We start from the raw sequence: 26,187 nt of genomic DNA, 5'->3' as shown, positions 1-26,187 counted from the left end.
GGCGGGCGCTCCTGTCCTTTGTTTGGGTAAATTACTCAGCGGCCTCGGTCTTCTCGGTCTCCTCAGCGGCGTCCTGGCCCTGCTTGCCCTCCTGGATGGCGTTGGCCATCACACCGGAGATCAGCTTGATGGCGCGGATGGCATCATCGTTGCCGGGAATCACATAGTCGATCTCGTCGGGATCGCAGTTGGTGTCCACGATAGCCACGATGGGGATGTTCAGCTTGCGGGCCTCGTTGATGGCGTTGCGCTCCTTGCGGGGGTCAACCACGAACAGAGCACCGGGGAGCTTCTTCATCTCCACGACGCCGCCCAGGTACTTCTCCAGCTTGGCGATCTCGCCCAGGTGCTTCATGACTTCCTTCTTGGGGAGCATATCGAAGGTGCCGTCCTCCTGCATCTTCTTCAGCTGGTTCAGACGCTCCACGCGGCCGCGCATGGTCTTGAAGTTGGTGAGCATACCGCCCAGCCAACGGGCATTGACATAGTACATACCAACGCGCTCAGCCTCTTCCTTGATAGCCTCCTGAGCCTGCTTCTTGGTGCCCACGAACAGCAGGGTCTGGCCGGACTCGCCCAGAGAACGGACGAAGTTATAGGCCTCCTCCAGCTTCTTCACGGTCTTCTGCAGGTCGATGATATAGATGCCGTTGCGCTCGGTGTAGATATAGGTGGCCATCTTGGGGTTCCAGCGACGGGTCTGGTGACCGAAGTGAACGCCCGCCTCGAGAAGCTGCTTCATAGATACGACTGCCATGGTAAAAATTCCTCCTTTAATTGTTGATTCCTCCACCCGGTTCATTCGGAGCCGGCCAACCTCCAAGCGGAAGCACCTGGCCCCCCGTCCGCGGGTGTGCGTAATCATGCCCGAATATAATATCACAGTGTTTCCAGTTTTGCAAGGATTTTTTCGCCGCAAAAAACGAAAAAGAGCCCGGATCATTCCGAGCTCTTTTTCATCTGGATTCAGCTGTTCTTCCACCCTTCATTGACCTGGTTCCAGTAGGTCTCGTTACGGAAATAGTGGGGGGTAAAGCGGAAGTGGATCACCGCGTCACTCTCTTCCTCCCCATACGCCAGACTGTTGTCGCCTACAAAGACGATATCTTTGATCTGGCCCACATCAACGGGGGAGTCCAACTCAAAGCGGACGTGGTCAGCCCGGAAGAAGGTCTGCCCCGCGTCGTCGTGGAACACATCCTGAACGCCGCCGCCCTTTTCAAACTTGGTCCACACCTGGGTACCGTCCTCCAGCAGCACATACACCTGCCAGGGGCCCTGGGCCTCAAACGCAGCATCGTAGGCCGCCCCGTCGGGGATCACCAGATCCATGGCCACGCTGACCGGTGAGATGGTCAGATTTTCTGCCGTGGCCAGCGTGACGCCGTTCAGATTCACGCCGCAGCGCCCCTCAAAGGAGTAGATCTCCGCCGTGGTCTCGATCGGAATGGCGAGGGTAAAGTCCATTCCGGACAGCACACGGGTCTCTTTCCCGTCTTCCAGTGCCCACAGGTTGGACAGGTGGGTAACCTTCAGCCAGGTCGCTTCTTCAGGCAGGGTCTCATCGCAGGTAATCTGGAGCATCAGGTGGATCACTTGGTCGGTGGTATCCGTATCGTCCACTGCCCGGAACCCCCAGCCCCAGCTGCGGGGGTCCACCCGCTGGGTGCAAGCCTCATCTCCATAGAAGGCTGCGGAGCAGTCCCCCTCTTCCTCCCCCAGCCAGAAATTCCGGCCGTCCGCCGTCTCCTCCGGTATGGGAAGCGCCACCCCTGCCGGAGCGGTGAAGTCCAGCAGCACATAGACCCGCTCCTGATCCTTGACTACCTCTTTGACGGTAATGGAGGCGCCGGAGCCATTTTGATCCTCAAAGACCAAATTCAACTGCTCCGCGCCCAGCTGCTGGGCCTGAGCATCATCGGTAATACCAAACAGTTCCCGGAAGGCGGGAGATACCCCTGCCAGAGATACCGCGCCTACCGCTCCCACCAGCAGGGAGATGGCCGCTACACCTGGGCAAAGCCAAACGTGACAAAACCTCCGGCCGAAGCCGGAGGTTTTTCAAGTCAGCTCTGGTTTTTCTCCCGCCACCAGGCGGCAGATTTCTGCCAGGCAGCGGTATTTTCCGTAGTCTGAGTTCTGGGGACCAGCCCCACCTCGTCGGTCAGGAACCGGCCCAGCCAGGCGGAGAAAATAGCTGCCCCGTCCTGGTTCAGGTGTCCGCCGTCATAGAGATGCTCCGTAGGGATCAGCCCCATCTCCTCGAAGCTGTCCGACCAGTTGTATACCAGCGTCTCCCCATCCAGAGCCAGAATGTCTGCCGTATTGCGGGCGTACTGTTCCTGGGTGCAGCGGGTATAGCTGGGATTGAAGGTGACGATAGGCTGGGCGCCGTGCTCCCGGCAGAGGTCCAGGATCCTGCCCAGCCATACCAGGTTGGCGGCGTAGTCCTCCTCCGACACCGTGCGGTTACCTTCCACCACCGTTTCTCCCACGCCGTCCAGTACCTGATCCACCGGCGTAAAGCCCTTGTAGTGGTCCCCCTGTAACGGAACCACCGCTTTTTTCAGATCGCTTTTACCCATCTCCTTCCAACGGCTGTGGTAGAGGGACAGGTCAAAGAGCAGTCCGGTCCGCAGGTTCTCCTCAGACGCTGTGAAAATAGCGCCCAGTTTGTTGACCGAGAACGGCATTTGGCTCACATTCTGCTGGGTATAGTTCTGGTACTGCTTAAAGTACAGCGAAGTGCCCTCCAGCACCACGGCGGAGGGAGACTGCGTACGGAAAATCTCCTTCAAATACCAATAGGTAATGGACAGAGGCTGTTCCGAGCCCGCCATCACATACCCCGTCAGGCCGGAGGCATCGTACACCACTGAGGGGTTGAAATCGCAGTAGGCAAAGGAGCTGCCCAGATAGATCACGTCCAGGCTGTCCTCCGGTTCCGCCCGGAAGGCACTCCAGGTGGCTCCGTACATGGTCTGTGAGGGCCGCAGAACGTCGGAGATAAAATTGACCATCACTGCCGTCAGCAGCAGGAAGAGGAGGGCAAAGAAGCACTCTTTCCCCTTGTTCAGGCGCTTCATTGGTGTATCCCCTCCTTAAAAACTAAATCCATACATAAAATCCTGAGCGTCATACCCTGCTCCATAGCTGCCGAAGATCAGGCAACCAAAGAGGAGCACCCACAGGATGCACCACCGTACTAGCCGGGGCTGTTGCAAATAGGTCTTCCATAGATTGTATCGCTTGCTCAACAAATCTACCAGCAAGAGCAGCAGAAGCCCTGCAGCGGCCGCCAGCAGCTCCCACCGGTCCAGGCCCATGCTCTGGCGCACCCACAGGGGGCCGTGGAGCATCCCGCCCAGAACCGCCAGGGCATTGGACAGAGAACTGGCCTTGAAGAACACCCAGGCCACCGTGGCCAGCAGAAAGGTGATCAGGATCTGCACCCCATGCCGGAAGGGACCGTCCTCCCTGATGTGGAGCAGCCGGTACCCGCCATCCCGCAGGGGCGCAGTAACCGCCCCCATCACCTGATAGAGGCCGTTGAGCACGCCCCACACTACAAAGGTCATGGCCGCCCCGTGCCACAGGCCGCTGACTGCAAAGACGATGAGTACATTCAGATATTTCCGGGCAGTGCCCCGCCGGGAGCCGCCCAAGGGGATGTAGAGGTAGTCCCGGAACCAGTTGGACAGGGACATATGCCACCGCCGCCAGAATTCTGCAATGGACCGGGAAAAATAGGGTGTGTCAAAGTTCTCCCGCAGGGTGAAGCCCATGCTGTGGGCCACACCCAGGGCCATGTCTGTGTAGGAGGAGAAATCACAGTAGATCTGGAGGGAAAAGGCCGCCGCCGCTCCCATCACCTGCACCGCGCCAAAGGTCTCCGGCGCCCCGAAGATGGTGTTGACCAACACCGCCAGCCGGTCAGCCAGCACCATTTTCTTAAAGGCACCCCACAAAAAGCGCACCAAACCCTCCCGGAACTTGTCCCAGTCAAAGGGGTGCGGTTCCCGGAACTGGGGGGTAAGCTCCCCCGCCCGACCGATGGGGCCGGACACTACCTGGGGGAAGAAGGAGAGAAAGAGGGCATGGAGCAGGAAATTTCCCTGGGCCTCCGCCTTGCCCCGCCATACGTCGATTACATAGCCCATGGCCTGGAAGAGGTAGAAGGAGATACCCACCGGCAGCACAATGTCCAGTACCGGCACATTCCAGGCAATCCCCATGCCGTGAAGAACTTCTCCCACCATAGAGAGGGCGAAGTTGACATATTTGAATAGGAAAAGCAGTACCACGTCGGTCAGCAGGCAGAGCACCAACACCCACCGCTTTTTCTTCTTTCCTAGGGAGATCCCCGCTCCATAGGAGGTGAGGATCACAAAGAGCAGCAGGGTGAGATAGACCGGCTTGGCACACAGATAGAAAAACCAGCTTGCCAACAGCAGCCACAGGTTCCGCACCTTCCGGGGCAGCAGAAAATAGCCCAGCGCTGTTACCGGAAAAAAGCAGAAGAAGGGCAGGGATAAAAAGGTCAAGAGCGGTCACATCCTTTAAAAAGCCCGCCGGGCTTTGCTCCGGGGCCTCTGGCTCCGAAGTCCGCCGCGGCGGGCCGTGATCTGAGGGATTACTTGTTCATCTGGGCGCTCATGGCCTGGTCAAAGTGCTCGTTGATCTGCTTGGTGAACTCCAGAGCAGCATTGTAGCCCATCTTCTTGTGGCGGTTGTTCATGGCCGCCACCTCGATGATGACCGCCAGATTCCGGCCCGGCTTCACCGGGATGGTGAGGGAGGGCACCTGTACGTCCAGAATGGTGGTGTACAGGTTCTCCAGACCCAGCCGGTCATACATGGCCCCGTCCTTCCACTGCTCCAAGCTGATGACCATGTCGATCTCAGCCTCTTCTTTAACAGCGCTCATACCGAACAGGCGGCGCACGTCAATGACGCCGATGCCCCGCAGCTCGATATAATGGCGGATGAGCTCGGGCGCAGTACCCATCAGGCCGCCGGTGACAGTCTGCTTGATCTCCACCGCGTCGTCGGCGATGAGGCGGTGTCCACGCTTCACCAGCTCGATGGCGGTCTCACTCTTGCCCACGCCGGACTCGCCCAGCAGCAGCACGCCCTCGCCATATACCTCCACCAGCACACCGTGGCGGGTGATGCGGGGGGCCAGGTAGGATTTCAGGGAGGCAATGATGGTGCTCATGAGCACACTGGTGGTGTCCTGGCTGCGGAGCACCGTCCGGTCGTATTTCTCCGCCATTTCCATGCACTCCGGGAAGGGATCAATGCCCCGGGAGACGATAAGGGCGGGAATATCCTGACTCAGCAGCAGCTCAAAGCTCTCCCGCCGCTGATCCGGCGTCAGGCCGGAGAGGTAGGTATCCTCCACCTTGCCAATGACCTGGAGCCGATGGGGATCGAAGTAGTCGAAAAATCCGGTAAGCTGCAGGCCGGGACGATTCACGTCCTCCGTGCAGATAGCCTGGTCCTCATAGCCCTCCGCCCCGCGGAGCACCTCCAGATTAAACTTTTTGATCAATTCGCCCAGTTTGACGGTGTACAAGCTTTCCATAGCTCTTCCTCCTATAAAGGCGGGTTGTCCCCCGCCGGTCATTTCAAAGCGATTTGTTTTATTATAATGCGTACTGAACAAAGCCACAAACCTTGAAAACCAAGGTTTTCAAGGCCAAATGGCTTTGTTCAAGTGCAAGGGTTTTGGACGAGATCGTCCAAAAAACCTCGCACTTTCCGTTGGTGCGTTGAGACGCGCCAACGGAAATACGCATTGTAACAATGGCTGAATTTCATAAAAACGGCCACTTCGAGCTGTTTTTATGAAATTGCGCGGCTACCTCCGCGCGAATAAACCGCATCGCGGTTTATTCAGTAGACATTATTATACCATTCTCTCCTCCCGATTTGCAACCGGGAAGGCAATTTGCCAAAAGAAGCGGTGTGGTAAGAACCTGTGTACAGGCCCCCGCAGAAAAATTCCAGTCATTTTGAAAAAAGCACTTGCATTTTTTCGAAAGTTCTGCTATCATATCGTTCGATGCTTTTGTAAGCGTATCCTGACGAGCGAGGAGGTATAAGCGAATGGCCAAATGTGAATTTTGCGACAAGGGTGTCGTGTTCGGTATCAAGGTGTCCCACTCTCACCGCCGCACCAACCGCCCCTGGAAGCCCAATGTGAAGCGCGTCAAGGCGATCGTCAACGGCACGCCCAAGCACGTTTATGTGTGCACCAGATGCCTCCGTTCGGGTAAGGTCACCCGCGCTGTGTGATTGACCGATAGAAAAAGGACTGCCCAGTCGGGCGGTCCTTTTTTCGTTTTCAGGCATGACAAGCCCACCCTTCTGTGCTATACTGAACCCAGCTTGACAAATGAGGAGGTCCTGCTATGAGCGACTGTCTGTTCTGTAAGATCGCCGCCGGGGAGATCCCGTCCAACAAGGTCTATGAGGACGATCAGGTCTTTGCCTTCTATGACATCGATCCCCAGGCGCCCACCCATTTCCTGGTGATCCCCAAGGCCCACATCGGCTCCTGCGGCGAGATCACCGCCGACAATGCCGGCGTGGTGGCCCATATCTTTGAGGTCATTTCCAAAGTGACCGCCCAGCTTGGCATCACCGACTTCCGAGTGGTGTCCAACTGCGGAGAGCAGGCGGGCCAGTCGGTCCACCACCTGCACTTCCATGTGCTGGCGGGCCGGGATATGACCTGGCCTCCGGGCTAATCCCCCAAAGAAAAGCGGCCGCGCTGTGCGCGGCCGCTTTTGTCATGCCTCTTTCTTCTTTAAATGCCCCTCCAGCCAGGCCAGCACATCCTCATAGACCTGCTGGTGGTTGGTCTCGTTGAGCATTTCGTGGCGGCCCTCCGGGTAAAGCTTGACAGCAACATCCTTTACACCCGCCTCCTTGAACCAGCGGGCCACTTTTTTGACACCTTTGCCCTGCTGGCCCACCGGGTCCCGGTCTCCGGCAAAGAAGTACACCGGCGTATTCGGGTCCAGCCGGGCCAGAGTGCTCTTCCTGGCCAGCAGATTGAGCCCGTGCATCATGTCGTGGAACATACTCACCGTGGGCAGGAACTGACACAGCGGGTCGGCGCAGTAGGCGTCCACCACCGCCTGATCCCGGGAGATCCAGTCCGCCCCGGTGCGGGTGGGCTTGAACTGCTTGTTGTAGGCCCCAACGGACAGGTTGTCCAGCAGTTTGCTGTGGGCCCTGGGGCCTTTGGTTTTCAGAAGCAGGCCGGAGAGGGCCAGCCCCGCGTTCACTTTGGTGGGCGCTTCCTGGCCTGTACCCGACAGGATGGCCCCGTCCACTGTACCCGGCCAGTAACTGAGATAACCCCGCACCACAAAGGAGCCCATGGAGTGACCCATGATAAAATAGGGAGCCTCCGGGCAGGCCTCCCCTGCCAACCGCCGCAGGGTGCGGGTGTCCTTCAGCACATACTTCCACCCATCTTTGTCGGCAAACCAGCCGTACTCCGACGGGTCCGTCGCCGTGCGGCCGTGGCCCAGATGGTCGTGACCCACCACCCAGTAGCCGCACTCTGCCAGAAACCGGGCAAAGTCGTCATACCGGCCGATATACTCCGAAATGCCGTGGACCAGCTGCACGATGGCCCTGGGCCGCTCCGTCTCCCCTTTCCACCAGGTGGCTCCCACCAGATGGACTCCATCGCTGGAGGGGAAGGTAAATTCCTGCGTCGTCACCATAGAAATCCGGCTCCTCTTATGGTATAATATCGGGTGCTATTTAGTTTAGTCTATTCCATTGCCCGGTATCCGTCAAGAGCAAGGAACGGAAACCGGGAGAAAGGACGCAGAACATGAACGCTGTGGAACGGTTTTTAAAGTACGTCACCTATGATACCCAGTCAGACGAGCACAGCCAGACCACTCCCACCACCGAAAAGCAGAAGGTACTCGGGGAAACCCTGGCCGCGGAACTGAGTCAGATGGGTCTGCACAACGCTCACATGGACGAGTATGGCTACGTCTACGGCTGGCTGCCCGCCACTCCGGGCTGTGAGGGCATCCCCTGTATGGGCCTCATTGCCCACATGGACACCTCCCCCAGCGCCCCCGGCGCTGATGTAAAGCCCCGCATTGTCCACTATGAGGGGGGCGACATCCTCCTGAATGAGGAAAAGCAGATCACCATGAAGGCCGCCGAGTTTGAGAGCCTGTCCAAATATGTGGGCCAGGACCTGATCGTCACCGACGGCACCACCCTGCTGGGAGCCGACGACAAGGCCGGCGTGGCGGAGATCATGTCCGCTGTGGAATATCTCACCCTCCACCCCGAGATCCCCCATGGCCGCATTGCCGTAGGCTTCACCCCCGACGAGGAGGTGGGCAGCGGCGCCGACCACTTTGACGTGGCGGGCTTCGGCGCGGCGGTGGCCTACACCGTGGACGGCGGCGAGCTGGGCGAGCTGGAGTATGAAAACTTCAACGCCGCTAGCGCTCAGATCACCATTCATGGCGTGAACATCCACCCCGGCTCCGCCAAAAACAAGATGAAGAGTGCCATTCTCATGGCCGTGGAACTGGTCAACCTGCTGCCTCCCGCCGAGACCCCTGCCCACACCGAGGGCCGGGAGGGCTTCTACCACCTGTGCGAGATGTCCGGCGATGAGACCACCGCTACCCTCTCCTATATCATCCGGGACCACGACCGGGCCAAGTTTGAGGACCGCAAGGCCTGCCTGACCCGCATTGCCGACTACCTCAACGCCAAATACGGCGCCGGCACGGTGGAGCTGGAACTGAAGGATTCCTACTATAATATGCTGGAGCAAATCGAGCCCCATATGTACCTGATCCATCGCGCCCGGGCCGCCATGGAGGCGGTGGGTGTCACGCCTCTGGAGGTACCTATCCGTGGCGGCACCGACGGCGCCCGTCTCAGCTATATGGGTCTCCCCTGCCCCAATCTGTGTACCGGCGGCGTCAACTTCCACGGGGTCCACGAGTATATCCCGGTGGACGCCCTGCACAAGATGACCGACGTGCTGGTCCATCTGGTGAAGGCCTGAACAAGCGCAAAACAGCGCCATCTGTTGAACAGATGGCGCTGTTTTTTATGGTCCTTCTGTTTTATTTGCCCGTGGCTTCTGTCAATTTCTGATACAGCTTCATCAACTCCGCCACGCAGGTGGTCTCGGTGGTGGTCTTGATGTCGAAGCCGTATGCCCGCATGACCGCCTTGTCGTTCTGCTGGTGGGCTTTCCGCAGCTCCGGGGGCATGGTGGTTTCGTCGTAGAGATCGGCCAGGCTGGAGTCGGGATAGAGGGCCCGGGCGTCCAGAATGGCCTGGGCGGTCTCCTCGATTTTGGCCTTCTGTTCGTCGGTAGGCGTGGGCCAGGGGAAGTTATTGTAGACAATATCCTTAGAGTAACTGTAATCGCTTTTCATCCTCATACAAGTTGTACGCATCCACGCCATATGAACATTAGATATTATAACCCCAAATTCATACAAATTAGCGTCAGGTATGATTTGTACACGATCAGTCACTATTGTGCCAGCTTTGATAAACCCGATTGGAACATAACGTCTATTCTGAGAGGATACTCTCGGGATAATAATAAAGTCTTTATCAATCGGTTGTGTTCTCTGAGCAAAAAGTGTCGGTGTTGCAGCAAATTTTCGAATTCCTTCAGCAATGCTTCCTTCTCTACTCTCTTTACATTGTTTTACTCGTTCCATTATCATGGGGCATTTGCGCACTTCGCTTGGATTAGCGTTTTCAAGCCATAGACACCAACGTTTCTTACCTTTGATGTATTCCGCCGCACCTAACAGTGGCTTTATAAATTTAACTGATAGTGGATCTTTTCCAATGAAATTATCCAAATCTTCATCTTCAATAATAAGATGGCCTCCATCCGCTGGCTTATTTCCGTATATCATTTTAGGGACTTCACAAATCGGCTTATTCCGACTTCTCACAAGGATGTTTTCACCATCAAACAAATATCGATTAATATTTGAAGCCTGCTTTTTCCGCTCGCCATCATAAATATATTTTTCTTTTCGAGAAATCTTTGAAAATCCAATAATAACACAATGTACATGGGCTTTTACGGCAGCTTCGCTGTCCCACACAAAGGTCCGATATGCAAAATTAATAATATCATTCGGTAAGAAGTCCCAAAATCGCGCAACAGTCTCACCTTGCACTATCGAATTTGTAGAAACAAAACCCGTTTCAATTCCAGTTCCTACAGTAAAATCTGAGGCTTTCTTATACCAGCCGCACACAAGATCTAAGTTTTTTACATCTGGAAATAATATTTGCATATCCGCCTTTTGCTCTTTAGTCATAAATGTAAAGCCATGAAACGGCGGATTGCCCATGATATAATCCAGCTCATGCTTGGGCACCACGCTCTCCCAATCCATCCGCAGGGCGTTGCCCTCCACGATGTTGGCGTAGGATTTCAGCGGCAGGAAATCCAAAGACATATGTATGATGTCCTCAGTCTCCTTCATCATCTGGCTCTCGGCGATCCACAGGGCGGTCTTGGCCACCGAGACGGCGAAATCGTTGATCTCGATGCCGTAGAACTGGCCGATGGAGACCTGAATGGGGTTGATAAAGTCACCCAGGACGATCTGGTTGCTGAGGCTGCGCAGCACCTCGTTTTCCAGCTTGCGCAGGGAGATATAAGTCTCGGTCAGGAAGTTGCCCGAACCGCAGGCCGGGTCCAGAAATTTCAGGCCCGCCAGCTTATGCTGAAAGTCTTTCAGGCGGCGTTTCCGGGTGGTCTCCACCGCCACGGCCTGAATGTCCGCCAGTTCCCCCCGTAAGTCGTCCAGAAACAGCGGGTCAATGACCTTGTGGATATTCTCGATGCTGGTGTAGTGCATCCCGCCGGAGCGCCGGGTCTCCGGGTTCAGGGTGCTCTCAAAGACCGCGCCGAAGATGGTGGGGCTGATGGCCGACCAGTCAAAGTCCGCGCTGGCCCGCTGGAGAATCAGTTCCACAATGGTCTCGTCCAGCCGTGGAATGATAATATGCTCATCGGCAAACAGCCCGCCGTTGACATAGGGAAAGGAAGCCAGATCATCGTCCATATAGGGGTCCCGGTCCTCCGGCCTGGTATCCAGCACCTGGAACAGATCCATGAGGGCGCGGCGGGCGTCGCTCTGGTGGCGCTGCATATAGTCGTGAAATTTGCCGTGGCCCCCGAAAATCTCCGCGTCCTCGGCGTACAGGCAGAACACCAGCCGGACGCACAGGGCGTTCAGGCTCTTCAGCGTCTCCGGGGATTCCGGGTCCTTGTACTGCTTCAAAAGCGCATCGTACAGGGTACCCACGATCTCACCGGCCTGTAAGGAGATCTCCATCTCCTTTTTGATGTTTTCATCCCCGGTGTCCACCAGGAAATTCAGGCGGTGATATTCCTTCTCCAGGCCGGCCAGGGCCACTACTTCCGGCTCGTCATTAGGGCGGTTCATGTCGTGGACGTGGAACTCCCGGAAATTGCATACCACGATCCACCGGGGGTTCTTGTCGTGGGGCAGATAGCCCGCGTAACGGCGGGCCTGCTGATAGGGCGTCAGCATGGAGCCATCGGACTGCTTGTAGCCCCGCCGCAGGTCGATGTCCGCCCCCTTTTGCTCAATGAGGACACGGGTATCCTTGATATATCCGTCAATGAAGCTGACATGGTCCAGCTTCACAGGACACTCAAACTCAATGGCCTTCTCCGGCTCCGCCACACCGTAGACATTCCGAAGCAGGTCGATCCAGAAACGCTGGGTCTCCTGCTTCTCGTCGCCCCGGCCTGCCCAATAGGCTGTAAACTCCTTCGCCGCCGCCCGCTGCTGCACATCTGTCATGACTTCCGATCCTCCTGGGTGCTGATTTACTGTTTTTATTAAGCATAGCATAGACCGGTTCATATTTCCAGCCGCTGCATCAGATTCTCCTGCCGCCGGTTGGACAGAAAAAGTCCCCTCCGTTGGGAGGGGACTTTTTTACATCACCATTTGGAAGAACTGCCAAATCAGCTTGCCGCCGTAGAAAATAATAATAATACCGCAGACAATGTTGATGACCCGCAGGATCTTGTCGTTGAAGCGGGCGGAGAAGAGGGAGATCAGCACCGTGATGCCGAAGAACCACAGGAAGGAGGCGGTGGAGGAACCCAGAATCAGCTGGGTGCTCACCCCGCCGGGGTTGCCTGCCCGGAAACCGCCAAACAGCATGGTACCATCGATAATGGCCTGGGGATTGAACCAGGTGACCACGCAGGCCTTGGCCGCCACCTTGGGCAGAGAGATGTTTACATCCACATTGTTGTCCATGGTGGGCTTATCCCGCAGCAGACTGATGCCGATCCAGATCACGATGGCGCCGCCCACCAGCAGAATAACCATCTGCAGCCAGGTGAAGTGTTCCATCAGCGCGCCGATGCCAAAGAAGCAGGCCAGCGCCAGGGTCACATCGAAGAATACCACGATGAGGGCAGTCAGCAGCGCCTTGTGCCGAGGCTGAGTCAGAGCTGAATTGATGACGAATAGGTTCTGCATTCCGATGGGGGCCACATAGGCCAGGCCAATGCCAAGACCGGTCAAATAGGGCGGCATGGAAATTCCTCCTAAAAAATACTTTTCATTTTTACAACCTGGTAGTATTATAGTACCTATCTTCTCCCAACGCAAGAACGCAGAAATTTCGTACCAGGTAAGGAGGAACTGACCTGTGGAACATGAAAACTGTCCCTGCATGGATACCTGCCCTCTGAACCACGCCCTGTCCCTTATCGGCGGCAAGTGGAAGATGCAGATCCTGTGCTCCCTGTATAATAATGGCCCCACCCGGTACAACCAGCTGAAAAAGACCCTGGACGGGGTATCCAACACTGTGCTGGCCAATGCCCTTCGGGAGCTGGAAGAGGACAAGCTGGTCACCCGGACAGAGTATCTGGAGGTACCGGTGCGGGTGGAATACAGCATCACAGAGCCCTGCAAACAGCTGATCCCCATTCTGGATCAGTTGGGTAACTGGAGCATCTCCCTCTAAATGCAAAAAAGCCGCGGGCAAAGCCCGCGGCTGGATAGAAACTCAGTCTTTGTGGGTCATATTGAACTTGACCCGGTTCCAGAAGGTATCCTTCTCGTATCCCTTGGAGACCCGGAACTTCCATTCCGCGTCCCTGGCCTGCCTGCGGCAAACCCGCTCGGCAGAACTCATCCGGTCCTCGGGGGGCAAAGTCTGGCTCATCTTGATCTGCAAACCAGCAAACCCGAACATACTGTACTCCTTTCTCAGTCGCACCAGTAACAGGGATTCCTTCTGGCTTAAACATACCAGAGCGGTATCCAAAAGTCAACCGTTGAAAATCACCCAGAAACGCCGTTTAACGGCGGTTAGGAGAATCTATATGGCTAAAACATTGGTATTGGCGGAAAAGCCCTCGGTAGCGCGGGAATTGGCCCGTGTGTTGGGCTGCAAAAAGTCCGGCGAGGGCTTTCTGGAGGGGGAGCGCTACATTGTCACCTGGGCCCTGGGCCATCTGGTGGAGCTGGCGCCCCCGGAGGACTATGACAAGGCTTGGGCCAAGTGGGATATGCTTACTCTGCCCATGCTGCCTGACAGAATGAAAACGGTGGTCATTCCTCAGTCCGGGCGGCAGTTCCGGGCGGTACAGGCCCAGATGCGCCGTGGCGACGTCAGCGATCTGGTCATCGCCACCGATGCCGGCCGTGAGGGAGAATTGGTAGCCCGGTGGATCATGGAGAAGGCGGGCTGGAAGAAGCCGGCCAAACGGCTGTGGATCTCCTCCCAGACTGATAAGGCCATCAAGGAGGGCTTTGCCCACCTGCGCCCCGCCGCCGACTACGACAACCTGTACCACTCCGCCCGGGCCCGCAGCGTGGCCGACTGGGTGGTGGGTCTCAATGTCACCCGGGCTCTCACCTGCAAGTACAACGCTCAGCTGTCCGCCGGACGGGTCCAGACCCCCACCCTGGCCCTCATTGTGGACCGTGAGGAGGAGATCCGCAAGTTCCAACCCAAGGAATTTTATACCGTTTCCGTGAAGCTAAATGGCTTCACAGCAACATGGCGTGATAAAAACGGACAGGCCCGTATTTTCAGCAAGGAGCAAGCAGATTCCCTTGTCAATAAACTGGCTGGAAAGACCGCTGTGCTGACCGAAATCAAGCGCACCTGGAAGCAAACACCTCCGCCCGCTGCCTACGACCTGACCGAGCTGCAGCGGGATGCGAACAAAAAGTACGCCTACTCCGCCAAGGAGACCCTGTCCGTCATGCAGAACCTCTATGAGGTCCACAAGATCCTCACCTACCCCCGCACCGACTCCCGCTATATCTCCGACGATGTGGTACCCACCCTGCCTGAGCGGCTGCGCAGCGTGATGATCGACGAATACGCTCCCCTGGCCCGGCAGATCATGAGCCATCGTCCCCTTCAGACCCGCTATTTGGTAAACAACGCCAAGGTGAGCGACCACCATGCCATCATCCCCACCGAGGAGCAGGTGGACCTGTGGCGGCTGTCCGGGCCCGAGCGCAACATCTTCGACCTGGTGGCACGCCGATTTTTGGCGGTGCTGCTGCCCCCCTTCGAGTATGAGGAGGTCTCCCTCAAGCTGACCATCGACGGCGAGGCCTTCCACGCCCGAGGCAAAATCGTGAAGGAGCCGGGCTGGAAAGCGGCCTATGATCGTTCCTTCGACCTGGAGGAGCCCGAGGATGAAGAGGAGCGGGAGCAGTCTCTGCCCGACCTGCGCCAGGGGGACAAGCTGCCTGTGCTGTCCGTCCGGGCCAATGTGGGCAAGACCGCACCTCCCAAGCGGTACACCGAGGCTACCCTGCTCACCGCCATGGAGCACCCTGCCGCTCAGGTACAGGACCGGGACCAGAGTAAGATTCTGGAGGAAACCGGCGGCCTGGGCACCCCCGCCACCCGGGCAGATATCATTGAAAAGCTGTTCTCCGCTTTCTATATCGAGCGCCGGGGCAAGGAGTTGATACCCACCTCCAAGGGCGTCCAGGTGGTAGGCCTGGCCCCTTCCGACCTGCGCTCGGCCTCTCTCACCGCCCAGTGGGAAAAACGGCTGGGTGACATCGCCCAGGGCAAGGAAAAGGAGGATGCCTTCGTGGGCGAAATGAAGGGCTACGCCTCCCATCTGGTGGCCGAAGTGAAGGCCAGCGACGCCACCTATACCCACGACAATGTGACCCGTGAGAAGTGCCCTGACTGTGGCAAATTCCTGCTCAGCGTCAAGGGTAAACGGGGCAAGATGCTGGTGTGTCCCGACCGGGAATGCGGCTACCGCCGCTCGGTCACCCAGACCACCAACGCCCGCTGCCCCAACTGTCACAAGAAGATGGAGCTGCGGGGCGAGGGAGACAAGCAACTCTTCGCCTGCGTGTGCGGCTACCGGGAACGGCTCAGCGACTTCAAGAAACGGCGGGAGACCAAATCCGCCGGTAAGGGAGATGTGCGCCGCTATCTCCAGCAGCAGGAACAGCAGAAGGACAGCGGCAACTCCGCCATGGCCGAGCAGCTGAAAAAGTGGCTGGAACAGAACAAATAAGAGAGAATTAGAGAGAGAAAAGAGGGATTTCTATGGATGTAATCGTATCCTTCATCAACTGGCTGGACGACTTTATCTGGGGTATCCCCATGATCGTGCTGCTCTTCGGCACCCACCTGTTTATGACGGCACGCACCGGCTTCATCCAGCGCAAAACCTTTACGGGCATTCGCCTGTCAGTGACCCGTGACCCCGACTCCCCCGGCGACGTGAGTCAGTTTCAGGCCCTCACAACTGCTCTGGCCTCCACCATCGGCACCGGCAACATCATCGGCGTGGGCACCGCCATTTTCCTGGGCGGCCCAGGCGCGGTGTTCTGGTGCTGGATCGCCGGCATCTTCGGTATTGCCACCAAGTACGCCGAGTCCCTCATCGCCGTAAAGTACCGGGTCCGCACCCCTGACGGTAAAATGCAGGGCGGCGCCATGTACGCGCTGGAGCGGGGCCTGGGCCTGAAATGGCTGGGCGTGCTCTTTGCCGCCCTGGCTGCTCTGGCCTCCTTCGGTATCGGCTGCGGCACCCAGATTAACGCCATTGCCGAGGTCATTGAGAACAACATCCCCCTGCCCATTCCGCCCATCGTGGTAGGCATTGTAGGCGGCCTGCTCACCGCCATCGTTATCATTGGCGGCATCAACTCCATTGCCAGCGTCTGTGAAAAACTGGTACCCTTCATGGCCGCCTTCTATGTACTGGGCTGTATCATCATCCTTGGCTTCAATTACGACTTCATCCTCCCCGCCATCGGCGCCATTGTTCGTCTGGCCTTCACCCCTGGCGCGGTGGCCGGCGGTCTGGTGGGTCAGGGTCTGATGATCGCCATGCGCTTCGGCGTGGCCCGCGGCCTGTTCTCCAACGAGTCCGGCATGGGCTCCGCCCCCTTAGTGGCCTCCGCCGCCCAGACCCGCAATCCGGTGCGTCAGGCCCTGGTGTCCGCCACCGGCACCTTTTGGGACACAGTGGTGGTGTGCCTCATGACCGGCCTGGTGCTGGTATCCACCATTATGAAAAATCCCGCCATCAACATGGCCGACATCACCGACGGCGGCAAGCTGACCACCCTGGCCTTCTCCCAGATCCCCGTACTGGGACCGGTAATTCTGGTGGTGGGTATCATCACTTTTGCCTGGTCCACCATCCTGGGCTGGTCCTACTACGGCGAACGGTGCGCCCAGTATTTGTGGGGCAAGAAGGCCATTCTCCCCTACAAGATTCTCTTTGTAGCCGTTGTGGTGGTGGGCCCCGTGCTGGCTCTGGACCTGGTGTGGACCATTGCTGATATCCTCAACGCCCTCATGGCCATCCCCAACCTGATCGCGGTTCTTTTGCTGTCCGGAGTCATCGCAAAAGAGACGAAATATTACCTGAGCCACCTGGACGAAGTGGACACCACGGAGATCCCCAGCGTAGATAAATAGTTGACAACACTTTTCCACAGTGCTATGATAAGGCCAACAAGTTCATATGCAGTCTTCAGGGCAGGGTGAAATTCCCGATCGGCGGTAAAGTCCGCGAGCGCGTAAGCGCAGGATTTGGTGCAATTCCAAAACCGACAGTTAAAGTCTGGATGGAAGAAGACGCCGGTGGGAATGAATCTTACCCCTGCTTTATATCCGTTTCATTCCGCCCCGTAGATGCTTTCTCAGCGCCCCGAAGTTGCTTCGGGGCGCTTTTTTCGTCCCGAAAAGGAGGGAGAAGCGAATATGAACGACACCGACTATATGGGGCTGGCTATAAAGCTGGCCCAACGGGGTACCGGATGGACCAGCCCAAATCCCCTGGTCGGGGCGGTGCTGGTGAAGGAGGGCCGCATCATTGGCCAGGGCTGGCACCGCCGCTGCGGCGGCCTCCACGCCGAGCGGGAGGCTCTGGCTGCCTGCACAGAGGACCCGACAGGAGCCACCCTGTATGTCACCCTGGAACCCTGCTGCCACCAGGGCCGCCAGCCCCCCTGCACTCAGGCCATTCTGGATGCGAGCATCGCCAAGGTGGTCATCGGCTCCCGGGACCCCAACCCCCTGGTCCACGGCAAGGGAGCGGCCCTGCTGCGGCAAGCCGGGGTAGACGTGGAAGAAGATTTCATGAGGGACCAGTGCGATACCCTGAACCCGGTATTCTTCCACTACATCACCCACAAGACTCCCTATGTGGCCATGAAATACGCCATGACCGCCGACGGCAAGATCGCCTGCCATACCGGCCTGTCCCAGTGGGTCACCGGAGAGACCGCCCGGGCTCACGTTCAGACTCTGCGGCACCAGTACCGTGGCATTCTGGCAGGTATTGGTACGGTGCTCCAGGACGACCCCATGCTCACCTGCCGGATGGAGGGCGGCCGCAATCCGGTGCGCATCATCTGCGACTCCCAGCTACGCATCCCCCTCACCTCCAACCTGGTCCGCACCGCCAAGGAGGTGCCCACCATCGTGGCCTGTGCCTCCCCCATGCCTGACAAGCGGGCTGCCCTGGAGGGCCTTGGGATCACAGTACTGGACCTGCCCGGCGCCGACGGCAGAGTGGACCTGCCCTCCCTGATGACAGAGCTGGGAAAACGGGAGATTGACGGCATCCTGCTGGAGGGGGGCGGCGGACTCAATGAGTCCATGCTGCGGCAGGGGCTGGTACATAAGGTCTACTGCTACCTGGCCCCCAAGCTCTTTGGCGGAGCGGAAGCCAAAAGCCCGGTGGAGGGCCGGGGAGTGGACCGCCCGGAGGACTGCTGGCAGCTCTCTTCCCCCACCTGCACCCCCATGGGCGAGGACCTGCTGCTGGAATACGAGGTGATACAGAATGTTCACAGGAATCATTGAAGAACTGGGCACCGTCCGCAAAGTGGGAGCAGGCAGCCTGGAACTGGCCGCCCGTACAGTACTGGAGGGCACCAAGCTGGGGGACTCTATCGCGGTAAATGGGGTGTGCCTGACGGTAACCGCCCTCTCCCCCGCCGGCTTTACCGCCGACGTGATGCCCGAGACCTTCCGGCGCACCGGCCTAGGCGGGCTCCATCCCGGCTCCCAGGTCAATCTGGAGCGGGCGATGGCTGCGGATGGCCGTTTCGGGGGCCACATCGTCACCGGCCACATCGACGGCACCGGCACGGTAACCTCCCTCCGGCGGGAGGGCAACGCGGTGTGGGTCACCATCTCCACCACCCCGGAACTGCTCTCCGGCATTGTGGAGAAGGGCTCTATCGCCATTGACGGCATCAGCCTGACGGTAGCCGCCGTCACTGACCGGGATTTCTCCGTCTCCATCATCCCCCACACCGGGGCCCAGACCACCCTGCTGGACCGGAAGGCGGGAGACACCGTCAACCTGGAGACCGATATTTTGGGAAAGTACGTGGCCAGACTGCTGGGCCGGGAGGCACCCAAGCCCTCCGGCATCACCATGGAATTTCTGGCTCAACACGGATTTTAAAGGAGGATACATACCATGGGATTTGCCACCATTGAGGAGGCCCTGGAGGAGCTGCGGGCCGGACACCTCATCATGTGCATCGACGACCCGGACCGGGAAAATGAGGGCGATCTGATCTGCGCCGCCCAGTTTGCCACCACCGAGAACGTAAACTTTATGGCAGTCCATGCCAAGGGCCTGATCTGCACCCCCATGTCGGAGGCTGTGGCCGCCCGGCTGGGGCTGGAGCAGATGGTAAAGGTAAACACCGATAACCATCAGACCGCCTTCACCGTATCCATTGACCATGTGGACACCACCACCGGCATCTCCGCCGAGGAACGTGGCTTCACTTGCCGCCGGTGCGCCGCTCCCGACGCCAGGCCGGAGGAGTTCCGGCGACCCGGCCATGTGTTCCCCCTGGTGGCCCGCCGGGGCGGGGTGCTGGCCCGCAACGGACACACCGAGGCCACGGTAGACCTGTGCCGCCACGCAGGCCTTGCCGAGTGCGGCCTGTGCTGCGAGATCATGCGGGAGGACGGCACCATGATGCGTACCACCGAGCTGCTGGAAAATGCCGCCGCCTGGGGCATCAAGGTCATCACCATCAAGGATCTCCAGGACTACTGCCGCCTCCACGACAAGCACGTGATCCGGGAGGCGGTGGCCAAAATGCCCACCAAGTATGGTGACTTCACCATCTACGGCTACACCAACGATCTCACCGGCGAGAGCCATGTGGCTCTGGTCAAAGGCGATATTGGGGACGGCATGGGTGTGCTGTGCCGGGTCCACTCCGAGTGCCTTACCGGCGACGTGTTCGGCTCCCAGCGGTGCGACTGCGGCCAGCAGCTGGCCGCTGCCATGGAGCGCATCGAAAAAGAGGGCCGGGGCGTGGTGCTCTATATGCGGCAGGAGGGCCGGGGCATCGGTCTCATCAACAAGCTGAAAACCTACACCCTCCAGGAGCAGGGGTATGACACGGTGGAGGCCAACATCAAACTGGGCTTCGCCCCCGACCTGCGGGAGTACTGGATCGGGGCTCAGATTCTTCGAGATCTGGGAGTCAAGGAACTGCGCCTTCTGACCAATAATCCGGACAAGATCTACGGTCTGTCCGGCTTTGGCCTGGAGATCACCGAACGCGTTCCAATCGAGATCGCGCCCCAGGAACACGACCATTTCTATCTGTGGACCAAACGTGAAAAAATGGGCCACCTGCTGGAGCAGGTGACCGACGACGATAAGATTCAGGGAGGTATTTGACATGAACATTCTGGAAGGAAAACTGATCGGCAGCGAAAGCCTGCATATCGCCATTGTGGCGTCCCGATTCAACGAGTTTATCGTGAGCAAGCTGCTCTCCGGCGCGGAGGACGGCCTGGTACGTCACGGCATTCCCACCGAGAACATTGACGTTGCCTGGGTACCCGGTGCCTTTGAGATTCCGGTAGCTGCCCTCCACCTGGCCCAGAGCGGCAAGTATAACGCGGTAATCTGCCTGGGCGCTGTCATCCGTGGTTCCACCTCCCACTACGACTATGTGTGCGCCGAGGTGTCCAAGGGCGTGGCTCAGGCCTCTCTCCAGACCGGCAAGCCGGTGCTCTTCGGGGTACTCACCACCGACACCATTGAGCAGGCCATCGAGCGTGCCGGCACCAAGGCAGGCAACAAGGGCTACGACTGCGCCCTGTCCGCCATCGAGATGGTCAATCTCTTCAGCAAACTGGGCTGAAACAGGACTAAAAGGGGCTGCTGCATTTTGCAGCAGCCCCTTTTTAACGCAGCAGCACTGCCATATCATCCGGCAGAGGTGCAGTCCAGTGGAGAGCCGCCCCGGTGATGGGATGGGTCAGAAAGAGCTCTGATGAGTGGAGGGCTGGCCGGGCAATGAGACCCTTGTCCTCCCTGCCGTAGAGGAAGTCGCCGGTGAGAGGACAGCCCAGCCATGCCATGTGAACCCGTATCTGATGGGTGCGGCCCGTCTCCAGAATGAGCTCTACCAGGGTCCGGTTCCCTGTCTGTTCTACTACCCGGTAGCAGGTGGCCGCAGGCTGGCCCGCCGGATCCACCTGACGCTGGATCAGAGAACCAGGGACCCGCCCGATGGGGACCTCCACCCTCCCCTGTTCCGGCACCGGTACCCCGTCGCACACCGCCAGATAGATCCGCCGAAAGGCAGCCGTATGGAGCTGCTCCTTCAGCCGCTCCTGGGCCAACGGGTGTTTGGCAATCACCATCAGGCCGGAGGTACCCCTGTCCAGCCGATGGACCGGATGGACCCCCGCCGGTTCTCCCTTCTGCTGGTAATAATAAGCTACATAGTTGCACAGGGTCTCTCTGCCGTTGCCTGGTCCAGGATGAACCGGTACACCGGGGGCCTTGTTGACCACCAGCAGGTCCTGGTCCTCATAGACCACATCCACCGGCCCAGGCGTGGGGGCCACAGCCTCAGGCCGCTCCGGATCGTCCACCCGCACCGAGAGAACCTGTCCCGCCGCTGCCCGCTGGCCGGTGATAGCCCGGACGCCATCCAGCAGGATGCCGTCCTCCAACCATTTGATCCGTTTGATCACAGTACCTGACAGTCCCAGCTCCCGGCGGAGCAAGGTGTCGATCTTCTCTCCATCCCATGCCGAGGCCACCGTCAGTATCAGCCGCCGTCCATCCTGTTGGGGCATTGTGTCCCCCTCCTCTCTTTTTTGAGTATAGCATGGCAGGCTATGCTTTTCAAATTGAGCTTTTTCATGTATAATAGTTAGATAAGCAAGTGATACTTGGGTAGCACCACTGCACCTTTCCAGGAAGCGAGGCGCCGTCTATGGCAGAAAAACTGGGTATCTACATCCACATTCCCTTTTGCCGCAGCAAATGCGACTACTGCGATTTTTACTCTCTGGCCGGGCAAGAGGGACGGATGGACGACTACCAGAAGGCCTTACTGGCCCATCTCAAGGAAACCGCCCCTCAGGCCAGGGGCTGGCAAATCGATACTGTCTACTTTGGAGGCGGCACACCCAGCTTTTATGGAGAAAAGCGGCTGCGGGAGCTGCTGCGGCTGATCGCCAAACGCTTTGATCTGGCTAAGGACGCAGAAATTACCGTGGAGTGCAATCCGGACAGTGTGGATCTGAAAATGCTCCAGGCCCTCCGTCGGGCTGGGGTCAACCGGCTCTCCCTGGGCGTTCAGTCCGCCTGTGACCAGGCCCTCCAGAGCCTTCACCGCCCCCATACCTTTGAACAGGCGGTTCAGGCGGTCACCCTGGCACGGCAGGCCAAGTTTCAGAACCTGAGTCTGGACCTGATCTACGGTCTGCCCGGTCAGGATCTGGCAAGCTGGCAGGACACGGTGGAGCAGGTTCTCACCCTCAAACCGGAGCATCTGAGCTGCTACGGCCTGAAGGTGGAGTCGGGTACCCCTCTGGACTACCGGGTCTCCCGGGGCGAAAAGCTGCCCGACGATGACGCCCAGGCGGATATGTACCTCTGGACCGTGGAACGGCTGGAAAAAGAGGGCTACCGCCAGTATGAAATCTCCAACTTCGCCCGTTCCGGCTATCAGTCCCGCCATAATCTGAAGTATTGGATGGGCCATCCCTATATTGGCTTTGGCCCCGGCGCTCACTCCGACTTCGGCGGGCGGCGCTACTCCTTTATCCGGGACCTGGAGGGCTATATCTCCGGCGTTTTGGAGGGAGGCGTGGTGATCGACTCCTCCGACTTGATCCCCGCCCGGGAGCGGGGCAGTGAGTACCTCATGCTCCGGCTGCGTACCACCCGGGGCATTGAGGAGTGGGAATACCGCCGGGAGTTCTTCCTGGACTTCGACCCCATCGAGCAGAAGCTGGAGGACTACGAACGCCACGGTTGGGCGGAGCGCCACGACCGCCGCTGGCATCTGACCCCCAAGGGTTTCCTGGTGTCCAATCAGCTCATTGGAGATCTGCTGGTGATCCAGGAAGAGGCGACCTTGGAGAAAACCCTTCCTCGATTGAAACAAGGCCGTCCCGAGGACGCAGAATAAAGATTTGGGTACAAATACCCCCGCTTGTTTACAAGCGGGGGTATTTGTGTTAACATAACGTATGTATCTTTTCACCCTACCATAGGAGGACAATCATGAAGCACTTCATCCGGCGATGCGCCGCAGCAGGCCTGGCTCTGGCCCTGACGGTCACTGCGGCGTCGGCCTCATACGCCCTGGGCTGGGACCTGCACACAGGACAGGTCCCTCTGTCTCAGGGCGCCACTCTGGGAAAAAACATTTTCTGGAGCGACACCTACTCCGATCTGCGCCACGAGTACTACATCTCTTACAGCCCCAATGAAAATGTAGTGCCCACTGTGGCCTACGGAAACAAGGTACTGGACCGGCTCACCCTGTCCAGCATGGCCAAGAATCTGGAAAACCAGGGGAAGCGGGTAGTCTCCGGCATCAACGGAGACTGGTATGTACTCTCCACCGGCTCTACGGTAGGCCTGCTGGTCACCGATGGCGTGGTGCGGGCCACCCCCTACTACAACAGCTCCTGGGCCATTGGCTTCAACGAGGACGGCACCGCCTTCATCGGTCAGCCCGCCCTCTCCACCACCGTTACCTTTGGCGGCGCCACCTATAAATTAAGCGGCGCCATCAACAAGGTCCGCAAGATCACCGCCAGCGACACCAGCGGCGGACTGACCCTGCTCACCTCCGACTTTGCTTCCACCACCCAGAACACCGACCCCGGCGTGGACGTAATCCTCACCCCGGTGGACGACGGCACAGGAGTCTATGCCACTCAGCCCACCATCGGCAAGGAAGTCCAGTACACTGTGGACCAGGTACTGGAGTCCACCGGCAGCATCGCCATTCCCGAGGGCAAGGCCGTCCTCACCATGAATGCCAAGGACAACACCGACATTCTGGCCAAGCTCCGCGCCCTCCAGCCCGGCGATACGGTGACCCTGTCCATCACCAGCACTGATGAGCGCTGGAACTCGGTTACCCAGGCTCTGGGCGGTACTTATAAGATCGTCACTGACGGCAAGGTGGTCTCCTCCGGCCTGCCCTCGGAACGCACCGCCTGGACTGCAGTGGGCGTCAAGGCCGATGGCACCGTGATTTTCTACACTCTGGACGGCAAGCAGTCCGGCTATAGTGTGGGCTGCACCCTGTCCCAGGCGGCTCAGCGCCTGGTGGAACTGGGTTGTGTGGAGGCCATCGCCATGGACGGCGGCGGCTCCACCACCATCGGCGTTACTTATCCGGAGACCGATGGAATGCAGGTAGTCAACCGGCCTTCCGACGGCTCTCAACGCTCCAACAGCACCGCCATCTTCCTGACCACCACCCTTCAGCCCACCGGTGAGCTGGATAGCTACTATGTGACCCCCACCGACTCCATGCTGCTCTCCGGCGCCACAGTTCAGCTCTCCGCCACCGGCCTGGATACCAACTATTATCCTACCACCGGAAACACAGTATCCTGGTCCGTTTCTGACGGTGGCGGAACCGTCAATGAAAGCGGACTCTTTACCGCCGGCAGCAAGAGCGGCTTCTACCAGGTCACTGCAACGGACGGTGAGCACTCGGGCACCGCCTATCTGACCACTGTGGCCACGCCGGACACCATCACCATTTCCAATGAGTCTACCGGCTCCAAAGTCACCTCCCTGAACCTGAATCCCGGCCAGCAGATCGATCTGAAGGCCTCCGCCACCTACCGCACCCTGGCTCTCACCGCCCAGGACACCTGCTTCACCTGGTCTATGGACGCTTCACTGGGCACGGTAGATGCAAACGGTGTACTGACCGCCTCCCAGAACAGCGGCAGCGGCAAGCTCACCGTCTCCGCCGGCGGCAAAAGCGTCACCATTCCCGTGACCATCGCCAGCCATGTCAAGACGCTGGATACCTGTGAGGGCAACCTGTCCTCCTTCCAGAATACCGATACCGCCACCGCCGAGGCAGAAACCGGCCTGGATTTTGTACACAACGGCAACCAGAGCCTGAAGCTGTCCTATGACGCCACCAGCGGCTCCGCCAGTCTGTCTACCTCCCTTTCCATTCCCGAAGGGGAGAGCTGGCTGGGTATGTGGGTCTATGGCAACGGTTCGGGCAATACCCTGATGGCTACCACCGCTGACAAGGATGGGCAGACCCAGCAATTCCTCCTGACCGCTCTGGACTTCACCGGCTGGAAGTATGTCATGGTCCAGCTGCCCACCGGCGCCTCCTCCCTGTCCGGTCTGGATGTGGTCTATGGCGGCGGTGCGGAGCGGCAAATCGGCTCCATCTGGCTGGATCAGTTGGTCACTGCCAATCAGCAGGTTACTGATAACACCGCCCCCACCGTCTCCGTGTCGGTAAAGGGCACCCAGCTCACTGCCACAGTCAAGGACGATCTGGACCAGACCATCCCCCAGAGCAATGTCACTCTCACCTACGACGGCAAGGTCCTGACCGGCACCTGGAATGAGAGCACCGGTACCCTCACTGCCACTCTGCCTGCCGCCGACAGCGGCTATCATCGGGTCACCGTTACTGCCTCTGATGCCAGCGGCAATCTGGCCCGGGCTTCCGCCGATGTGAAGCCCTCCTCCAGCCGGACCAGCCCCTTCGGCGACATGACCGGCCACTGGGCCGAACCCTATGCCACCTTCCTGTACGACCAGGGCATCTCCCAGGGTACCGGTGGAGCCACTCCCCAGTACGAGCCCAACAAGAACATCTCCCGGGCAGAGTTCTTCGCTCTGGTTGCCCGGTGGATGGATCTGGACCTGGAGCAGTATGCCAATGTGGAGCTGCCCTTTGCCGATGCCGACTCCATTCCCTCCTGGGCTCTCAACGAGATCAAGGCCATGTACAGCCTGGGTATCCTTCAGGGCGCCTCCAGCAGCGGCCAGCTGCTGGCCAATCCCATGTCCACCATCACCCGGGCAGAGGCCATCACCATTCTGGGCCGCACTCAGGCCAAGGGATACACCGCCAACGATCTAACCTTTGACGACGCCGGTCAGGTCCCCTCCTGGGCCCTCTCCTACACACAGATTCTGGTCACCCAGGGCGTAGTCAGCGGCAACAACAATCTGATCCGCCCCTCCGACTCCATCACCCGGGGCGAGGTGGCCAAGCTGCTGTACGCCATGCTGTAATATGAAACAGGCAAGAAAAAAGTGCGCTGACGCGCACTTTT

22 protein-coding genes and 1 riboswitch are annotated in these 26,187 nt (G+C 58.7%); of the genes, 12 read left to right on the top strand and 10 right to left on the bottom strand.

Going from position 1 to position 26,187, the window contains the following annotated elements:
- Positions 1-31: 31 nt before the first annotated feature.
- From rpsB to hprK, 5 genes are all read right to left on the bottom strand, one after another.
- Positions 32-757 carry a 30S ribosomal protein S2 gene (gene rpsB, locus B5E56_RS09570; protein WP_087188242.1) on the bottom strand — a complete coding sequence of 242 codons (726 nt, stop codon included), beginning with the start codon at positions 755-757 and terminating at the stop codon, positions 32-34.
- 209 nt (positions 758-966) lie between these two features.
- Entirely contained in the window at positions 967-1,989 is a 1,023-nt protein-coding gene (locus tag B5E56_RS09565; RefSeq protein WP_087389500.1) for a hypothetical protein, read from the bottom strand.
- A gap of 77 nt (positions 1,990-2,066) precedes the next feature.
- The gene (locus B5E56_RS09560; RefSeq protein ID WP_087389499.1) at positions 2,067-3,086 is read right to left on the bottom strand and encodes an SGNH/GDSL hydrolase family protein; all 1,020 of its coding nucleotides are present in this window, start codon (positions 3,084-3,086) and stop codon (positions 2,067-2,069) included.
- A 15-nt stretch (positions 3,087-3,101) separates the two neighbouring features.
- Entirely contained in the window at positions 3,102-4,544 is a 1,443-nt protein-coding gene (locus tag B5E56_RS09555) for an MBOAT family O-acyltransferase (protein ID WP_087389498.1), read from the bottom strand.
- Positions 4,545-4,633: 89 nt separating this feature from the next.
- Complete coding sequence (gene hprK / locus B5E56_RS09550) at positions 4,634-5,587, bottom strand: HPr(Ser) kinase/phosphatase (protein ID WP_087188237.1); 954 nt, start codon at positions 5,585-5,587, stop codon at positions 4,634-4,636.
- A 524-nt stretch (positions 5,588-6,111) separates the two neighbouring features.
- On the opposite strand from hprK, the gene rpmB reads away from it, so the two are divergent.
- Together rpmB and B5E56_RS09540 are read left to right on the top strand one after the other, a co-directional pair.
- Positions 6,112-6,300, top strand: a complete 189-nt coding sequence (gene rpmB / locus B5E56_RS09545) for a 50S ribosomal protein L28 (protein ID WP_087188236.1) — start codon at positions 6,112-6,114, stop codon at positions 6,298-6,300.
- Positions 6,301-6,416: 116 nt separating this feature from the next.
- Positions 6,417-6,755, top strand: coding sequence for a histidine triad nucleotide-binding protein (locus B5E56_RS09540; RefSeq protein WP_087188235.1), 339 nt, complete (start codon positions 6,417-6,419; stop codon positions 6,753-6,755).
- Positions 6,756-6,797: 42 nt separating this feature from the next.
- Here the strand turns inward: B5E56_RS09540 and B5E56_RS09535 are convergent, their stop codons facing one another.
- Entirely contained in the window at positions 6,798-7,745 is a 948-nt protein-coding gene (locus B5E56_RS09535) for an alpha/beta fold hydrolase (protein WP_087389497.1), read from the bottom strand.
- Positions 7,746-7,858: 113 nt separating this feature from the next.
- Here B5E56_RS09535 and pepT point away from each other — a divergent pair, with 113 nt between their 5' ends.
- Positions 7,859-9,070, top strand: coding sequence for a peptidase T (gene pepT / locus B5E56_RS09530; protein ID WP_087389496.1), 1,212 nt, complete (start codon positions 7,859-7,861; stop codon positions 9,068-9,070).
- A gap of 61 nt (positions 9,071-9,131) precedes the next feature.
- Here pepT and B5E56_RS09525 read toward each other — a convergent pair whose 3' ends face one another.
- Entirely contained in the window at positions 9,132-11,882 is a 2,751-nt protein-coding gene (locus tag B5E56_RS09525; RefSeq protein ID WP_087389495.1) for a DNA methyltransferase, read from the bottom strand.
- 138 nt (positions 11,883-12,020) lie between these two features.
- Entirely contained in the window at positions 12,021-12,632 is a 612-nt protein-coding gene (locus B5E56_RS09520) for a LysE/ArgO family amino acid transporter (protein WP_087265678.1), read from the bottom strand.
- A 115-nt stretch (positions 12,633-12,747) separates the two neighbouring features.
- Here B5E56_RS09520 and B5E56_RS09515 point away from each other — a divergent pair, with 115 nt between their 5' ends.
- Positions 12,748-13,068, top strand: a complete 321-nt coding sequence (locus B5E56_RS09515; RefSeq protein WP_343212783.1) for a winged helix-turn-helix transcriptional regulator — start codon at positions 12,748-12,750, stop codon at positions 13,066-13,068.
- A gap of 42 nt (positions 13,069-13,110) precedes the next feature.
- On the opposite strand, the gene B5E56_RS09510 is transcribed toward B5E56_RS09515, so the two are convergent.
- Entirely contained in the window at positions 13,111-13,299 is a 189-nt protein-coding gene (locus tag B5E56_RS09510) for a hypothetical protein (RefSeq protein WP_087188230.1), read from the bottom strand.
- A gap of 130 nt (positions 13,300-13,429) precedes the next feature.
- Here B5E56_RS09510 and B5E56_RS09505 point away from each other — a divergent pair, with 130 nt between their 5' ends.
- The 6 genes from B5E56_RS09505 (at position 13,430) to ribE (ending at position 20,744) form a co-directional block, all read left to right on the top strand.
- Positions 13,430-15,610, top strand: coding sequence for a DNA topoisomerase III (locus tag B5E56_RS09505; protein ID WP_087389494.1), 2,181 nt, complete (start codon positions 13,430-13,432; stop codon positions 15,608-15,610).
- Between the two features lie 32 nt (positions 15,611-15,642).
- A complete protein-coding gene (locus B5E56_RS09500) occupies positions 15,643-17,028 on the top strand; it encodes an alanine/glycine:cation symporter family protein (RefSeq protein ID WP_087188228.1) in 1,386 nt (461 codons plus the stop codon).
- Between the two features lie 47 nt (positions 17,029-17,075).
- A riboswitch (FMN riboswitch) is annotated at positions 17,076-17,193 on the top strand.
- Positions 17,194-17,313: 120 nt separating this feature from the next.
- Positions 17,314-18,420: a bifunctional diaminohydroxyphosphoribosylaminopyrimidine deaminase/5-amino-6-(5-phosphoribosylamino)uracil reductase RibD gene (gene ribD / locus B5E56_RS09495; RefSeq protein ID WP_087389493.1), complete on the top strand. Its 1,107-nt coding sequence runs from the start codon at positions 17,314-17,316 to the stop codon at positions 18,418-18,420.
- Positions 18,401-19,030, top strand: coding sequence for a riboflavin synthase (locus B5E56_RS09490; RefSeq protein WP_087389492.1), 630 nt, complete (start codon positions 18,401-18,403; stop codon positions 19,028-19,030). The genes ribD and B5E56_RS09490 overlap by 20 nt, the downstream gene beginning before the upstream one ends.
- 15 nt (positions 19,031-19,045) lie before the next feature.
- On the top strand, positions 19,046-20,275 hold the full coding sequence (locus tag B5E56_RS09485; RefSeq protein ID WP_087389491.1) for a bifunctional 3,4-dihydroxy-2-butanone-4-phosphate synthase/GTP cyclohydrolase II: 1,230 nt from the start codon (positions 19,046-19,048) through the stop codon (positions 20,273-20,275).
- Between the two features lies 1 nt (position 20,276).
- Entirely contained in the window at positions 20,277-20,744 is a 468-nt protein-coding gene (gene ribE, locus B5E56_RS09480; protein ID WP_087389490.1) for a 6,7-dimethyl-8-ribityllumazine synthase, read from the top strand.
- Positions 20,745-20,787: 43 nt separating this feature from the next.
- Here ribE and B5E56_RS09475 read toward each other — a convergent pair whose 3' ends face one another.
- Positions 20,788-21,690, bottom strand: a complete 903-nt coding sequence (locus B5E56_RS09475; protein ID WP_087389489.1) for an RluA family pseudouridine synthase — start codon at positions 21,688-21,690, stop codon at positions 20,788-20,790.
- A gap of 140 nt (positions 21,691-21,830) precedes the next feature.
- On the opposite strand from B5E56_RS09475, the gene hemW reads away from it, so the two are divergent.
- Both hemW and B5E56_RS09465 read left to right on the top strand, forming a co-directional pair.
- Positions 21,831-23,033, top strand: a complete 1,203-nt coding sequence (gene hemW, locus B5E56_RS09470) for a radical SAM family heme chaperone HemW (RefSeq protein ID WP_087389488.1) — start codon at positions 21,831-21,833, stop codon at positions 23,031-23,033.
- A gap of 95 nt (positions 23,034-23,128) precedes the next feature.
- Entirely contained in the window at positions 23,129-26,146 is a 3,018-nt protein-coding gene (locus tag B5E56_RS09465) for a phosphodiester glycosidase family protein (protein ID WP_087389487.1), read from the top strand.
- Positions 26,147-26,187 lie beyond the last annotated feature (41 nt).

The sequence above is a fragment of the Flavonifractor sp. An112 genome, assembly GCF_002161085.1.
In the GTDB taxonomy this organism is placed as follows: Bacteria; Bacillota; Clostridia; order Oscillospirales; family Oscillospiraceae; genus Flavonifractor; species Flavonifractor avicola.
This window is presented reverse-complemented; position numbering and strand designations above follow the sequence as displayed.